16 protein-coding genes are annotated in these 14,720 nt (G+C 72.0%); 6 read left to right on the plus strand and 10 right to left on the minus strand.

The window, feature by feature from the left end:
* Positions 1–10 precede the first annotated feature (10 nt).
* Positions 11–520, plus strand: coding sequence for a MarR family winged helix-turn-helix transcriptional regulator (locus tag A4R44_RS39125; protein WP_067592690.1), 510 nt, complete (start codon positions 11–13; stop codon positions 518–520).
* Between the two features lie 829 nt (positions 521–1,349).
* Here the strand turns inward: A4R44_RS39125 and A4R44_RS39130 are convergent.
* The 4 genes from A4R44_RS39130 to A4R44_RS39145 form a co-directional block, all read right to left on the minus strand.
* Positions 1,350–1,877, minus strand: a complete 528-nt coding sequence (locus A4R44_RS39130) for a pyridoxamine 5'-phosphate oxidase family protein (RefSeq protein WP_067592693.1) — start codon at positions 1,875–1,877, stop codon at positions 1,350–1,352.
* 54 nt (positions 1,878–1,931) lie between these two features.
* Positions 1,932–2,786, minus strand: coding sequence for an MBL fold metallo-hydrolase (locus A4R44_RS39135; RefSeq protein ID WP_067592696.1), 855 nt, complete (start codon positions 2,784–2,786; stop codon positions 1,932–1,934).
* Positions 2,787–2,814: 28 nt separating this feature from the next.
* Positions 2,815–3,222 carry a RidA family protein gene (locus tag A4R44_RS39140; protein WP_067592699.1) on the minus strand — a complete coding sequence of 136 codons (408 nt, stop codon included), beginning with the start codon at positions 3,220–3,222 and terminating at the stop codon, positions 2,815–2,817.
* A 71-nt stretch (positions 3,223–3,293) separates the two neighbouring features.
* Complete coding sequence (locus tag A4R44_RS39145) at positions 3,294–4,292, minus strand: zinc-binding dehydrogenase (RefSeq protein WP_232791970.1); 999 nt, start codon at positions 4,290–4,292, stop codon at positions 3,294–3,296.
* 337 nt (positions 4,293–4,629) lie between these two features.
* Between A4R44_RS39145 and A4R44_RS48595 the strand changes: the two genes are divergently transcribed.
* Positions 4,630–4,830 carry a hypothetical protein gene (locus A4R44_RS48595; protein WP_157905115.1) on the plus strand — a complete coding sequence of 67 codons (201 nt, stop codon included), beginning with the start codon at positions 4,630–4,632 and terminating at the stop codon, positions 4,828–4,830.
* A 1,061-nt stretch (positions 4,831–5,891) separates the two neighbouring features.
* On the opposite strand, the gene A4R44_RS39155 is transcribed toward A4R44_RS48595, so the two are convergent.
* The 4 genes from A4R44_RS39155 to A4R44_RS39170 all read right to left on the minus strand — a co-directional run bounded on the left by A4R44_RS39155 (position 5,892) and on the right by A4R44_RS39170 (position 9,409).
* Positions 5,892–6,584 carry a metalloregulator ArsR/SmtB family transcription factor gene (locus tag A4R44_RS39155; RefSeq protein ID WP_067592710.1) on the minus strand — a complete coding sequence of 231 codons (693 nt, stop codon included), beginning with the start codon at positions 6,582–6,584 and terminating at the stop codon, positions 5,892–5,894.
* 166 nt (positions 6,585–6,750) lie between these two features.
* Complete coding sequence (gene fdxA / locus A4R44_RS39160) at positions 6,751–7,083, minus strand: ferredoxin (protein WP_067592713.1); 333 nt, start codon at positions 7,081–7,083, stop codon at positions 6,751–6,753.
* Positions 7,084–7,132: 49 nt separating this feature from the next.
* A complete protein-coding gene (locus A4R44_RS39165; RefSeq protein ID WP_067592716.1) occupies positions 7,133–8,446 on the minus strand; it encodes an FAD-binding oxidoreductase in 1,314 nt (437 codons plus the stop codon).
* 72 nt (positions 8,447–8,518) lie between these two features.
* Complete coding sequence (locus A4R44_RS39170; RefSeq protein ID WP_202505834.1) at positions 8,519–9,409, minus strand: LysR family transcriptional regulator; 891 nt, start codon at positions 9,407–9,409, stop codon at positions 8,519–8,521.
* A gap of 92 nt (positions 9,410–9,501) precedes the next feature.
* On the opposite strand from A4R44_RS39170, the gene A4R44_RS39175 reads away from it, so the two are divergent.
* Complete coding sequence (locus A4R44_RS39175; RefSeq protein ID WP_067592722.1) at positions 9,502–10,500, plus strand: DMT family transporter; 999 nt, start codon at positions 9,502–9,504, stop codon at positions 10,498–10,500.
* Here A4R44_RS39175 and A4R44_RS39180 read toward each other — a convergent pair.
* The gene (locus A4R44_RS39180) at positions 10,425–11,549 is read right to left on the minus strand and encodes a hypothetical protein (protein WP_067592725.1); all 1,125 of its coding nucleotides are present in this window, start codon (positions 11,547–11,549) and stop codon (positions 10,425–10,427) included. The two genes, A4R44_RS39175 and A4R44_RS39180, sit on opposite strands and share 76 nt — an antisense overlap.
* Positions 11,540–12,367 (minus strand): alpha/beta fold hydrolase, encoded by an 828-nt coding sequence (locus A4R44_RS39185; protein ID WP_095213888.1) that lies wholly within the window; start codon positions 12,365–12,367, stop codon positions 11,540–11,542. Before A4R44_RS39185 ends, A4R44_RS39180 begins: the two co-directional genes overlap by 10 nt.
* Before the next feature lie 96 nt (positions 12,368–12,463).
* Between A4R44_RS39185 and A4R44_RS39190 the strand changes: the two genes are divergently transcribed.
* From A4R44_RS39190 to A4R44_RS39200, 3 genes are all read left to right on the plus strand, one after another.
* Positions 12,464–12,835: a helix-turn-helix domain-containing protein gene (locus tag A4R44_RS39190; protein ID WP_067592731.1), complete on the plus strand. Its 372-nt coding sequence runs from the start codon at positions 12,464–12,466 to the stop codon at positions 12,833–12,835.
* A 240-nt stretch (positions 12,836–13,075) separates the two neighbouring features.
* On the plus strand, positions 13,076–14,284 hold the full coding sequence (gene ftsW / locus A4R44_RS39195; protein WP_067592734.1) for a putative lipid II flippase FtsW: 1,209 nt from the start codon (positions 13,076–13,078) through the stop codon (positions 14,282–14,284).
* A complete protein-coding gene (locus A4R44_RS39200; protein ID WP_067592737.1) occupies positions 14,281–14,667 on the plus strand; it encodes a hypothetical protein in 387 nt (128 codons plus the stop codon). The genes ftsW and A4R44_RS39200 overlap by 4 nt, the downstream gene beginning before the upstream one ends.
* The last annotated feature ends 53 nt before the right edge of the window (positions 14,668–14,720 follow it).

The raw sequence follows: 14,720 nt of genomic DNA on the forward strand, positions 1-14,720 counted from the left end.
ATACTCGCCCATGCCAGCGGAGCGGGACCACGTCGACGGAGTCATGGCGCAGATCACCGGCGTGCGCGCGGAAGACCGGGTCAGCAAGGCGCTGAGCTTCCGCCTGCTGCGCGCCGCCCGGCTGCTGGAAACGGAACTGCGCCGCGAATTCGACGCCTTCGGGGTCGGCCTGTGGGAAGTGGAACTGCTGGGCGCGCTCAAACGAGCCGGCCCCCCGCACCGGCTTTCGGCCGGGCAGCTGCTGGACAGCATGCGCCTGACCTCCGGCGGGGTGACCAAACGCGTCGCCGGACTGGAACGCAAAGGCTGGGTCCGCCGCGACATCGCCCCCGGCGACCGGCGCCAGATCCTGGTGAGCCTCACCGACGAGGGGCTGGCACGGGCGCAGGAGGTGTTCGGGATGAAGACCCAGACCGAGGCCCGGCTGCTGGGAGTTTTGTCGCACGCGGAACAGGACCGGATGAACGCCGATCTGCGGGAGCTGCTGCTGGACTGGGAAGGGCCGGACAGACGGGCTTGACCGCACGGCGGGCGGCAATTCCGCCACGCCCGCTCCCGCGGCAAATCGGACCGCCCCGCGCTACGCCCCGCGAACTCCCGGCCGCGGCTGCCCGGCAGCTCCGCCACGGCAGACCCCGGCACTCGGAAGACCTCGGCACTCGGCAGAACCCGGCACTCGGAAGACTTCCGCGCGCCGCAGCAGCCAACGCCGCCACGGCACACTTCGCCGCCCGGCGGACTCCCCCACACGCAACGGCAGCCAACCCCGNCAGCAGTCACCCCCGCCACAGCGCACTTCGCCGCCCGGCGGACTCCCCCACACGCAACGGCAGCCAACCCCGTCACGGCGCACCTCCCGCCCCGCGGACTCCCCGCACAGCACCAGCCCACACCGCCACGGCGCACCTCCCCGCCCGCCCGACTCCCCGCACGCGGCAAGAGCCAAATCCGCCACCGCTCGTCCCCCGGCAGACCGCGTCGGCGCTCACGCATTCCCGGCAGCCAGCTCCGCCACGGCAAACCTCGGCACCCGGCAGCCTTCCGCACGCCGCAGCAGTCAACCCCGCCACAGCGCACTTCGCCGCCCGGCGGACTCCCCCACACGCAACGGCAGCCAACCCCGCCACGGCACACTTCGCCGCCCGGCGGACTCCCCGCACAGCACCAGCCCACACCGCCACGGCACACCTCCCCGCCCGCCCGACTCCCCGCACGCGGCAAGAGCGACTCCCCGCACGCGGCAAGAGCCAAATCCGCCACCGCTCGTCCCNGTCCCCCGGCAGACCGCGTCGGCGCTCACGCATTCCCGGCAGCCAGCTCGGCCCCCGCGCCGGAATCAGGCCACGTGTTTAAGCCTCGGCGAACTCCCAGCAAGTCGCCCCGTGCGGTTCCGCCGAAGCGACTCCCGCCGCGCGTCGCAGGGCAAGCCGGTACAGGTGCCGCGGCGGCGGGCCCGCGCTCGGGGCGCTGAAGGGTGCCGTGAGCGCGGCGCCGGACGCCGTCGCTCGCCAGCCGCCGGAGCGGTACACCTCGGCTAGGCGCGCCGCTGTGCCGCTGTCCGCGACTCGGCGGGCGTCGCCCTCCAGGATCAGGTCCAGGCCGCGCAGGCGCACCGAAATGCTGCATGCCGGGTTCCCCGCGAGGTTCCGCGAACGGCGCGTACCCGGGCCGCCGACGACATACAGGGCGTTGGCCACCCAGACCGCGCCTGCGCCCGCCGAGTGGGGGCGGCCGTCTGGGCGGACGGTCGCGACGAAGAACGTCAGATCGGCGGTCGGGGTGTCGGCAGCCAGGACATCGCGGGCGCGGCTCCACGGCAGCGGGGCGTTCCCGTAGCGGTCGAGGTTCCGGGTCGAGGTCGGTTCGTCATCAGTCATGCCTCTGCCTCGAACGGGGCGACGTCGAATCGACACGGCCCCGCGGGCAGAGGTTCAGGCGGCTCCTAACGAGACGGGGCGGTAGCGGAAACCGTCGCCGTCTCGGTCGATTCGTCCGGCTCCGAAGTGCGCGGGCAGGAGTAGGGCGTCCCGTTCGACGGCTAGTTCGCACAGAATCCGCCGGGACTCCGCGGCGGTGGCGGGGTCTGCGTCGCCGCCTTGGGCGAGTGTCAGGTCCGCGAACTGGAACGGGTGGTGCAGCACATCTCCGCTCACCAACGCGTGTTGACCGCCGCCGGCGAGTTCGGCGATCAGGTGGGCGGTGGTGTGGCCGGGCAGGGCGCGCAGGGTGATGCCGTCCGTTACCTCGTACGGGAGGTCGATGAGTTCGACCAGGCCCGCCTCGACGACTGGGAGGACGCTGTCTTCGAATGTCCTCGCCAGGTCGGCCGCCGCCCCGCCTTCGGGTGCCGCGGCGTGCACCTCTTGAAGCCAGGCGTATTCCTCGGCCGGGATCAGGTACCGGGCGCGCGGGAAAGTCGGGTCCCACGAACCGTCGACCAGTTGGGTGAAGCCGCCGCAGTGGTCCGGGTGCAGGTGGGTCGCCACGACGACGTCGACGTCCTCCGGCACGACGCCCGCCGCGGCCAGGCGGTCCAGGTACGGCGTGTCGAACTGGTGGTGTGCCAGCAGGACCGGACGTTCCTTCGCGTTGCCGTTCCCGGCGTCGAGCAGCACGGTCTGGTCCGGCGTGCGCACCAGGTACGTGGTGATCGACAGGTCGAGCTCGCCGCGGTGGTCCCCCAGTTGCGCGGGCGTGACCGCGGGGAACAGGTCGGCGGGGGCGAAGGGCCAGTGCTCCAGTTCGGTCACCGGGTCGATCCGCAGCGGCCCGAGCGTGACGGTCATCGGGCTTCCTGCCGTTCGGGGAACTGGATCATCGCGGCACCGCGGCCATCGCCTCGATTTCCACGGCCAGCTCCGGTTTCGCGAGCGCGGACACCACGATCAACGACTGCGGCGGCCAGTCGCTCTCCGGGAACCACCGGCTGAGCACGTCGCCGCTCGCGGCGCGGAAACCGGCCAGGTGCTCGGTGCCCGCGACCATGCTGAACACCTTCACCAGGTGCTCCGGCCCGGCACCGGCCGCGGCGAGCAGGCGTTCGATGTTGGCCAGTGCCTCCCGGGTCTGTGCTTCCGCGTCCGGCCCGGCGAGCGTGCCGTCCGGTCGTGCGCCGATCTGCCCGGCCACCACGACCAGCTCGTGATCAGCGGGAATCTGCGCGAGGTGGCTGTAGCGGCCGACCGGCCCCGCGACCGTCCCGGGATTCCAGCGCTTGCTCATCAGGTGTTCCCCTCCTTGGGTTCGTGCCCACAGTTCACCACGAGGCACCGACAAAAAAATCAACGGCCGGGTCAGCCGATCGCGACCACCAGCTTGCCGAACTGGTCCCCCGACGCCAGTTCGGCCAGCGCGCGAGGCCCGTCGGCCAGGTCGTAGACCTCGTGCACCACCGACCGCACACGGTGTTCCGTCACCAGCGCGACCATCTGCGAGAACTCCCGCGCGCTGCCCATCGACGTGCCCAGCAGGCTGATCTGCCGGAAGAAAAGATCGCGCAGCGACAGCTCGACATCCGGGCCGGCGGTCGCGCCGAGCGTCACCATCCGGCCGCCGGAGCGGAGTACGGAGAGACAGGCGTCGAAGGTCGCCGAGCCGATGCTGTCCACGACCAGGTCCACCGGCTCGCCGAGTTCGGCTGCCCAGTCGCCGCCGCTGCCGATCGCACGGTCGGCGCCCAGTTCCGTTGCCCTCGCGAGCTTTTCGGGGCTGCGCGAAGTGACGCTGACCGTCGCGCCGACGGCTTTCGCCATGGCGAGGGCGAACGTCGCGACTCCGCTTCCGATGCCCGGCAGCAGCACGTGTTCCCCTGCGGCGAGGCCGCCGCGAGTGAACAGCGCTCGGTACGCGGTGAGCGCGGCCAACGGGAGCGCGGCGGCTTCGGTCCAGCTCAGGTGCGCCGGTTTCGGCACGACGTTGCCCGCCGGAACGACGACGTACTCGGCCAGCGTGCCGTTCGCCGGCACCCCGAGAATGGCGGGAACCTCCGGCACCGCGCCCGGCTCGGCCCAGTCGAGGGACGGGTTGACGACGACCTCGGCACCGACCTCGACGGCGGCGTCCGCTCCCGCCGCTGCGACCACTCCGGCACCGTCCGAGCCCAGCACCGTCCAGGGGTCGGCCGGACCGCGACTGTCCACGATGAACAGGTCCCGGTGGTTCAGCCCGGCCGCCTTCAGCCGGACCAGCACTTCGCCCGGGCCGGGCCGCGGGGCCGGAACCTCCGCGACCCGCACCCCGCCGACTCCCGCCGTGCCTTCGTGAACCACTGCCCGCATCGCTTTTGTTGTCACGTCCGCGAACCTAACAGCCGCGCCGGTCCCTTGCCGGCCTGGCGCGAATCCCGTCACAGCAGGGAATTTTCCGCTCCGGGACGCCGTCACGCCGTCCGATCTTTTTCACTAATCTAATTGTATATATGACTCCTCGCCCCGCCGCCGCGGCCTCGTTCGCCGCAGGCGGGGGGCGTCCGCGGTCATCGCCCCGCGGCCGACCCAGCATGGCGCGCGAGCGGTCGCGTAACTCGTCCTGGCCGGCCTCGGGATCGGAAAGGCATTGCTCTCCCCGGCACTGCCTGCCCGCCGGCTGGTCGTCGCTCAGGACGCGGCTGGGAATCTCGGAAATCCGGCCGTGCCAGGCGGAACACTTTCCGCGACGATCCCCGCGATGGGCGGCGGCGCGATTCTGATCGTCGGCTCGGCGCTGTTGGTTCTCGCAGTGCGCGACAGCTCGCCGGACGGTCGCGGACGTGGGGCGCGACACGGCTTTCAGGCACTCGTCGTGCTGCTCGTCAGCATCCCGGCGGGCTCGTCCTCGCGCGGACTGGCCTGACCCGAGTCCGACGCCACGCGCGCCAGCTTGCTCTTTTGCACTATTACTATCGTAACTACTCTTTCCGAAAGGTTCCCAGCACCGACCCCGCGTTCCGCGCCGAATCCGGCCGAGTACCGGGACAAAGCCGCCGTGGTCACGGAACCTCCAGCTCGATGGCAGCTCCCGCGAGGAGGCCAACGCCCGGCTGATCGAGTTCGCGTCGGGCCGGTTGACCGAGTACCTGTCCGCCGACCGCGTCCTCAACACGACCGCCGCCGGCACCCCCGCGACGCGCCTGCAGGTCCGCGCCCTGCGGCGGATCCAGGACGCCGTGCTTCGCACCGTCGAGGAACTGCGGGAATCCGACACCTCGGCCCAGGCCAGCCACGCCGCGCAGGCATTGGACGTGCTCCTCGGCGCCTGTCTGGACACCGAACCCAGCGTCCTGCCGCCCGCGCGGTGCCGACGTCCCGTCCTGGTCAACGACCTCCGCACGCTCCTCGACGGCGGCGAATTGGACCGCGCGGAAGTCCTCGACGTCCCCTCAATCCCGCACGGCACCCGGCATCCGCGCATTCGGCCGCTCCGCGCGGCTCGCCCCCGGGGAATCGTTCGTGCTCGTCAACAACCACGATCCGAAGCCGCTGCGCCGCGAGTTCACCGCCGCGCACGGCGAGGATTTCACCTGGAAGTACGTGGAATCCGGGCGGAGAAGTGGCGGGCCCGGATCGGCCGCGCCGCGGTCCCGGCCTGACCCCGATACCGCGACGGCCGGTCGCCCCCGCCCCGGCCGCCGCGGACCGGCTTGCCGTGCAGCAGGAACGCTCACACAGCCACTGCACTTCGCGGGGGAACTCCGTCTGGCACCGCAAATCAGCGCCGCCGCGCCTGATCCGGCCGCCGGAAACGCTGCCCCACCACCGCGTTCCGCGGGCGAAACTCCGCTAGACGCCGCGAATCCGCGCCCTCGCGCCGATCCGGCACGGCACCGCGAAAATCCCGATCGGACCGGCAAGCGGCGAGCATGGCCGTCAGGGCCGCCAGGGCCGCCAGGGCCGCCAGGGCCGCGAAAACGACCGTCAGCGGCGGTGGTTGCCAGTCCGCCTCAAGTGCGCCAAACACAACGACGGCTCGACAAACGCCTCCAGCCGCTCCGCCGTCAACGGTGCGCGCACCTCGTCCAGCACCCCGCGCATCAGCCCGAGATGCAGGCCGCACACCACATCCCGGCGTTCCTCCGCGATCTCGCGGAAGGGGCAGTGCCGCACCCGGATGACCGGCCGCTCCGGAGAACCGGACGGATCCGGGGCGAATCCGGCGTCGCTCAGCACAGTGGACAGTCGGCGGATCCCCTCGGCCTCGTCGACGCACCGGGTCGGCGGCGGGCGGTCGGCCAGGTACCGCCCCCACGCTTCTCCGGCGGATTCCGCGGCTTTCCCGGGCTCGGCCACGTTTTCCGCGATCAAGCCGGTCAGCATTTCCGCGAGCAGCCGGTAGCTTCGCCGTCCCTCGGCGGCTTCCTCGGCGATCGCGACGTAGACCGTCCGCGGGCGGCCGGGGCGGGTGCGGTCTTCCGCGCGACGTTCGGCGAGGCCGGATTCGACGAGGCCGTCCAGGTGGAATCGCGCGGTGTTGGCATGCAAGCCGACCTGCCCGGCGACGTCCCGCACCGCGACCGGGCCGCCCGCCGACCGCAGCGCGGCCAGCACGCGGGCCCGGCTTTCGCCCAGCGCGCGGGAGGCCGGCGGATCGGTCAGCGTCTGCTCGCTCATGCCGGCCAGTTTAACCGAGCCGGATGAGGTTTTCTCCGCAGTGCGCTGCGCGGCGGGTTCGCGGCGCGACCCCGCTCCGGTGGAAGTACGTGCGGGCCAATCTGATTCCCTCAGGGTGGCCCTCACGTACTTCGGCATCGCGCGACGGGCCCCCGGCTGGGGCACACTACCGCTGCGCGGGAATGTCCGGCCGCGGCTGCTCGGCGACCAGCGGCGTGGCCACCCCGAGATCGCCGAGTTTCGCCGCGCCGGCGGGAGTGTCGAGGGGCGCGTCGCGGCGGGGCAGGGTTTCGCTGAAGAACCGGGCGTTGTCCTCGGCGTGGATCCGCCAGCGGTCTGGAAGGTCGTCCTCGTAATAGATCGCCTCGACCGGGCACACCGGTTCGCACGCGCCGCAGTCGACGCACTCGTCCGGATGAATGCAGAGCGAGCGTTCGCCGACGTAGATGCAGTCCACCGGGCATTCGTCCACGCACGGCTCCGCGATCACATACGCCACGGCCCGCCTCCTTCCGCCATCTTTTTCACCAATGTACTCGGCAAAAAGGTCATCCCAGCGGAATGGCGCGGAAAACCCCATCCGGGTCGTAGCGGTGTTTGATGTCCCGCAACCGTCCGGCGTTGCGGCCGAAAGGGTCCGCCTCGGGGACATCCGGCCCCAGCAGGTTCGCGTACGCGCCGGGCAAGGCATGGGGGGCCAGCGCCGCCGAGGTGGTCTCCGCCCAGGCTCGGTCGTCGTTGCCCTCCCCCAGTCCGAGGATCTCGACCATCAGATGGTCCTCCCGCAGCGGAAACGCCGTCGCCGTGGCCGAAACCCGTGCGGCCGAGCCGTGGAAGTGGTGGATCGACAGGCCGGACAACGGCGAGGTCCGGGTTTCCGCGGCCGAAGCCAGCACCGACACGACCTCCGGAGTGAACGACGGAAGCGACCGCGTGCGGATGGCGACCGAGCGGCCGCTGGGGAACATCGCGTCCCGGCGGGCGATCTCCGCCGCGTAAGACGAGACGGTCTCGATTTGTGAAGCGAGAGGGTGCCCGACGCGGGCGAGGAAGCCGTCGGGATCAGCGGGGCCGCACCAGGTCGGCCAGACCAGCACACACAGCGAACCGCCGGCGCCGGCGAGTACACCGGTCTGCACGGTGAGTTCGTCCGGCGCGTCGGCCTGGATTTCGGCTACCGCAGCGAAAACCCGGGCCGCCTCCGACGCCGGATACCAGGCCGGGCCAGTCGTGATCGGCCGTGCCTCGTGCAGGCGCACGCCGAGCGCGGTCACCACGCCGAAATTCCCGCCGCCGCCCCGCAGCGCCCACCACAGGTCCGGCAGCCGGGCAGCGTTGGCGAGCACGACCTCGCCGTCCGCGAGGACGATCTCGGCACCGAGCAGATTGTCCGCGGCGAGCCCGTATTCGCCCAGGAACGGACCGTATCCGCCGCCGAGCGCGAGCCCGGCGAACCCGACCGTGCCGATCGTCCCGACCGCGGCGGTCAGGCCGTGCGCCTCCGCTCCCGCAAGCACAGCGTTGGCCCGGGCGCCGCCGCCGACCACCGCGGCGCGCCGCCCGGAATCGACCGCGACCCGGTTCAGCGGACGCAGATCGAGCGTGATCCCGCCGTCCGCGATCGCGCGTCCGGCCCAGTCGTGCCCGCCGCTGCGCACCGACAGCGGCAAACCCAGCTCGCGCGCGGCACGCACCGAAGCCTGGACATCCGCCGTGCTCCGGCATTCGACCACCACCGCCGGACGCGCGAGGACGGCGGCGTTCCAGACCGCCGCCGCCGACGCGTACTGGGGGCCGGACGTGTGCACCTGCCCGGCAGGCAGTCGAGCCCGCAACGCGCGGGCGGCATCCTCGGCAGTCATGGGCGGCTCCCCTGCTCGTCGATTCCGACTCTAGGGCCGAACCGGCCGGAAAAGGCAGCCGCGCAACAAGATTCAGTGATTCAGATAAGCCGCCGATGCCTCGCCGAGCGCCTCCAGCGCCGCCCGCACCCCGCCGTGCGCCTCTTCCCCGGATCGGCACGCGGCGATGATCGTGCGGTTCAGGACCGGCCGCGTCGCGAGCATCCGAACGCCGTCCGGCACCGGTCCGCGGGCGAGCCGCGGGACGAGCGCGGCGCCGACGTTGCCGGCGACGAGCGCCAGCTGCGTCACGTAACTCCCGATGGTGCAACTGATCCGCGGCTCCAGGTCCTGCGAACGGAGCACGTGCACGAGCCATTCGTAGCAGCCGGAACGGCCGGTCCAGCTGATCCACGACACGTCGTCCACCTCGGAGAGATCGACCGTGCGGCGGTGCGCGAGCCGGTGCCCGGCGGGCAGCGCGAGATCGGCGACGTCGGAGAACAGCGTGACCTGCGTGATCCCCGCGGGCACCACGGTCGGCCGGTCGGCCCAGCTTTCGAACACCGCCACGTCGAGGTCCCCGGCGAGCACCTTCGGCAACGTCTGTTCGGCTTCGCCCTCGCCCAGCGTCACGTTCAGCCGCGGGTGTTGTTCGGTGAGCACGGCGAGCGCGGGCGGCAGCAGGGCGTGCACGCACGTCGCGATCGACCCGATCCGCAACGGCCCGAAGACGTCCTCGCGCAGCCGTTCGAGATCCGTGCGCGCTTCGGCCAGCTGAGCCAGCACGCGTTCGGCATGCCCGACCAGCACCTGCCCGGCGCGCGTGAGCCGCACAGTCCGCCCGCGCGGCTCCAACAGCGCAAGCCCCGCTTCCCGTTCCAGTTTCGCCAGTTGCTGCGACACCCCGGACGGCGTGACGTGCAGCGCGGCCGCCGCGCGAGCGACCGAGCCGTGCTGCGCGACCGCGTGCAGGGCGCGCATCCGATCCACACTGAACACGGTAGTGATGCTACCGGATTTCCCGCAGGAACATTCACTTGTCCTTGATAGTTAGCGCCCCCACCATTGAGGGCATGACCAGCGAATCCGCCCCGTTGCCCGCCGCCGGCCCGATCGCCGCGCTCACCGGCCGCGCCGACCCCCGGCTGCTGGCCGCGGCGGGCTGCCTCTGCATCGCGCTGACCTCGGTGCTCATCAAGGTTTCCGGGGCCAGCGGGGCGACCAGCGCGTTCTGGCGCTGCGCCCTCGCGCTGCCGCTGCTCGCGATCCTGGCCTTCAGCGAGGCGCGGCGGACCCGCGTGCGCGCGAAGATCCTGCTGCCGTTGCTGGCCGGGCTCGGCCTCGGTCTCGACTTCGTCCTGTGGGGCGAGGCGATTCCGCGCGTCGGCGCGGGCGTCGCGACCATGCTGCTTTCGGTACAGGTGGTGATCGTGCCGCTGCTGGCGTTCGTCTTCCTCAGGGAGCGGCCGGACCCGCGGTTCAAGTTCGTCGCGCCGACGCTCGTCGGGGGCATCGTGCTCGCCGGCGGCGTGTTCGGTTCGTCGATGACCGGCTCGAACCCGGTGCTGGGCATGGTTTTCGCGCTCGCCGCCGGAGCGGGCTACTCGGGGTACCTGCTGTTGCTCCGGCTCAGCAGCACCCCGGCGACGCAGGTCCGCTCGCTGTCGCTGGCCACCGTGTCGGCGGGCTTCGTCTCCGTCGTGCTCGGACTGCCGTCCGGCCGCCTCGACCTGGCGCCGAGCCTGCCCTCGCTCGGCTGGTTCGCCGCACTGGCCCTCGTCGGCCAGGTCATCGGGTGGCTGCTGATCGCCGGGGCGCTGCCCCGGCTGGCGGCCTCGACCGGCGCGACGATGATGCTGCTGCAGCCGGTCGGCGCGGTCGCCTTCGGCGTCCTGCTGCTGAGCGAACGGCCGGGCGCGCTGCAGCTCGCCGGCTGCGTGATCGTGCTCGGCGCGGTGTGCTTCGCCGGCCGCGGCGCGGGGAAGAAGCCCGCGGTTCAGCCGTCGGCCAAGCTCAGCCCGGCCGCGTCGAGCAGCCCGCGCGCGATATCCCTGAACTCGTCGCGGCGCTGATCGACCAGGCCGTCCCCGCCGAGCAGGTCCGCGGCCAGCTCGCCGACCGGCCAGCAGACCAGCGTGCCGTGCCGCCCGAGCAGCAGCCCGACCTCCCGGATCCGGTACAGGTCGGCGACGTCGAGCCAGGCGTACAGCAGGATCTGCCACAGCCAGCGCCCGGCCCGGTCCGGATCGCCGGCGGTCAGCACGGTCTTCACGTCCAGCAGCGTGCCCTCGGCGATCCCCGCTTCGGGGTCGAGCTTCCCGAGCAGGAGGTCGCCGTCCGCCCAGCCGGGCACGATGGTCGGCCCGGCGATCCCGAGCGGGCGGCCTTCCGGCGGAGTACCGCCGAGCCGCCGCAGTTCCCACAGCGCACCGTTGTCGTGCAAGCGTTTCGCGAGTTCCGCCAACTCGGTCACCTGTGCGTCGGCGGGCAGCGCGCGCAGCTCCGCGATCGTGCCGCCGCCGTCGACGACCCGGGCGAGCCGGGGGTCGATGCGGCCGGAGCGGTAGATGTCCTCGCACGCCGACAGCACCCAGTTCGTCCGTGCCAGTCCGGCTTCCGCGCCCGGTCCGCCGAGCGCGCCGGGCGGAGCGTGGCGCGCCTGGTAGCGGCGAGCCCGTCCCAGCAATTCGCCCCACAGCTCCTCGGCGCCCGGGATCGCCCCGTCGTCCGGCAGCCCGTCGCCGAGGTCGAGCCAGGTCGCCGCCGCCGGGCGGATGCCGAGCGCCCGCGCCCGGTACTCCGGCGGAAGCTCGTCGTGCGTCGGGTACCCGGCGGCTTGCGCGTGCGCCCACGGGCCGCTGCCCCACTGCGCCCGCACCATGCCGAGCAGCGCGTAGTACGGCGGCGCGGGCTGCACGAGGTCCGCGATCCGCTGGCCGAACGCACCGCCGATCTCGGCCCAGTGCTGCCGCGGCGGCCGCGCGAGCGCCGGGCGGATCGGGCGGACGCCGTTCGTCGCCTCCTCGATCCGGCGCGCGGCCGCGGTCGTGCCGGTGAAGACCCGGGCGCACCAGCGCGCGAGCTTCCCGCGCGGGTCAGCCAGCTCGGACGTCAACGACACCCGGCCAGTATCTCCCGGGACAGGAACGGCAGCAGGAGATCGAGGAACTCGCGCGGACGGTCCAGCGGGATCAGGTGCCCGCAGTCCGGCAGCACGTGGCCGGTCAGGTCGTCGGCGATCGGGCGCAGTTGCCGCTCCAGCGCGTCGCCCACGGGGTTCGCGCCGATCGCCATCGTCGGGACGGTCAGCCGCTTCTCCGCCGCTTCGGTCAGCTGCCGGGCGCTTTCCGGCATCGCCCGGTAGTACTCGAAGGCGCAACGGAGCGCGTCGGTGCCGGTATACGCCCCGGCGAAGGCCGCTTGGATCTCCTCCGGAACGCCGCGGCCGAGCGTGCCCTGGTCGAGGAACCAGCCGACGTACTCCGCCTCGTGTCCGTTGAGGACAGTCTCGGCCAGTCCCGGCACCGCGTGGAAGCCGAACCACCACGGCGGGCTGGCCGGGAACCCCCAGGGCAGCGACTCCATCAGCACCAGGCGGCGTACTCGCTCCGGCTGCCGCAACGCCAGCAGCAACGCACTCGACACCGCCAGATCGATGGCCACCACCTCGGCATCCGGCTCCTCCAGCACGTCGAGCAGGCCCGCGATGTCCGCGGCGATCGTCCCAGCGTCGAAGCCGGTCTCCGGACGGCTGCTCGCGCCCAGCCCGCGAAGGTCCGGCGCGAGCACCCGGTACCGCTCGGCGAGCGTCGGGACGACCTTGCTCCACAGCTGCCAGGTGTGCGGGAATCCGTGCAGCAGCACCAGCGCCGGACCGCTCCCGGCGACGGCGATGGCCAGCCGGACCCCGTTCGCTTCGACCTGCCGCACCGCGTTCATCGGACCTCCCGTGGTTACCATTGGTTACCAGCACACGGTAGGTAACTCCAGGGGTGCCGCCAAGACGGCACTTTCCAGACAGGTGGTGAGCCCGAGGTGACCCCCTCCGCCCGCGGCGATCTGTTCGACCCGGCCTGCCCGACGCGGCGGCTGCTCGACCGGATAGGGACGAAGTGGACCTCGATGACGGTCAAGATCCTCGCCGAGGCCGCGCCGGACGAGGTGCGGTTCGCCGATCTTCGCCGCCGCATCCCCGGGGTGTCGCAGAAAATGCTCTCGGTGACGCTGCAAAGCCTCGTCCGGGACGGCCTCGTCACGCGGCGGGTCGAGGACACGGTGCCGCCGCGGGTGCATTACCGGCTCACCGGCCTGGGCACGTCGCTGGAATCCGCGCTCGCGGTATTGCGCACCTGGGCGGAAGAGCACATGGCCGAGGTCGACGAGGCCAATCAGAAATCCGAGCGGTAATTTCCGCGCTCGGGATCTCCCGGCGGCGGCCAGGCTGCCCGGTGCGCGGGTTCCGCCCGGCAGGCGACGCCGCCCGCGAGGCAACCCGGTGAGACCTGCCCGCCCAGGCCGGAGCGGCGGGCCCGTCGTCTGTGACATCTCACCCGAGCACCTGCGACGCCACCGCGCCGCCGAGAAAATCCCGCGCACGGGCGAGTCGGTCAGCCACCGCGAAGCGAAAACAGCACACACTCTTCCCCTGTGGAGTCGCCAACCGAACGGGACAGCAAACCCGCACGGCACGCAATCGGGCAGTTCTTCGCGCATCCGCTCGCGTCGTTCCGGATCATCGTCGCGATTTGGGCGCTGCTGACGCTGCTCGGCGCGGTGATGGCGCTGTCGTCCTCGGCCGCCGCGGCCGACCCGGCCGCCGGAACCGGGGTGTACCAAGCCTTTTTCCGGCATTTGACGTTCGTCGCACTCGGCTCGGCCGCCTTCGTGCTCGGCCTGCGCATCCCGTTTTCCCGGCTGCGCAAGGCCGCCACCCCGGCCCTCGCCGCCGCTGTCGTGCTGCTGCTTCTGGTGCTGACCCCGCTGGGTTCCGACCACGGCGGCGCGCAACGCTGGCTGCCGGCCGGGCCGTTCACCTTGCAGCCCGTGGAAATCGCGAAGGTCGCCCTCGTGTTCTGGGGCGCGCATCTGCTGGTGTCGAAACAGAAGGTGCTGCACCATTGGCGGCATCTGCTGGTGCCGCTGATCCCGGTGACGCTCGCGTTGTGCGCGCTGCTGCTGGCCCAGCCGAATCTCAGCGGCACGGTCACGCTCGCGCTGATCACCTTGGGCCTGCTGTGGTTCGCCGACGCGCCGAAGCGGTTGTTCGCCGCCGTTCTCGCCGGCGGGGTCGCCGGAATCGTCGTGCTCGCCCCCTTCGCCAGTTATCGTCTCGCGCGCATCCTTTCTTTTCTTTCGCCGAATCCCGACGCGAGCGGCAACGGCTACCAGGCGCAGCAGGCGCAGTACGCCCTCGCCGACGGCGGGTGGTTCGGAGTCGGGCTCGGCCGCGGCGCGGCGAAGTGGAGCTACCTCCCGGATGTCCAGAACGACTTCGTCTTCGCGCTCGTCGGCGAGGAACTCGGGTTCGCCGGCTGTCTCGTGGTGCTGGGGCTGTTCGGCTGCCTCGCGGTGATCGGCCTGCGCACCGCGGCGCGGGTCGCCGATCCGTGGGTGCGGCTGGTCGCCGGGGCGACCACCCTGCTGCTGGTGGCGCAGGCGCTGATCAACATCGGCTACGTGGCGGGCGCACTGCCGGTGACCGGAGTGACGCTGCCGCTGGTGTCCGCGGGCGGGACGTCGCTCGTGGTCACCATGCTGCAGTTCGGCATCCTCGCCCAGGCCGCGCGGGAGGAACCGGCCGCGCGGACGTTCCTCGCCGGGCTGCGGAGGACGGGCTCCGGTACAGTCCCAGCGTGATCAAGAAGGCACTCTCCGCTACCTGCGCCGCTGTCGCGCTCGCCGGCCTGGCCGCGTGCTCCAACCCGACCGGCAAGTCGTGGGCGATCACCTACGAGGTCACCTCCGACCAGCAGACCACGGCCACCGGCGTCACCTACGGCGAGTCCGGCAACCGCTACGAGGACAAGGTCGCGGCGCACCAGCTCACCGGCCCGCTCGGGCTGCCGTGGAAACAGGACGTCGTGGTCAGCGCCGGACAGGACGCCTCGGTCACCGCCACGCCCTCGACCGCCGCGACGCTGCGCTGCCGGATCCTGCTGGACAAGACGAAGGAACTCGCCAAGGCGAGCGCTCCCGGCCCCGGCAAGCCGGTGACCTGCAAGCACACCACCGACTCCTGACCCGTTCCGGCGAGTCCCCGCGGACTCGCGGGGCGTCGCGGACTCCTCTCCGC

Source organism: Amycolatopsis sp. M39, from assembly GCF_001651785.1.
In the GTDB taxonomy this organism is placed as follows: domain Bacteria; phylum Actinomycetota; class Actinomycetes; order Mycobacteriales; family Pseudonocardiaceae; genus Amycolatopsis; species Amycolatopsis rubida.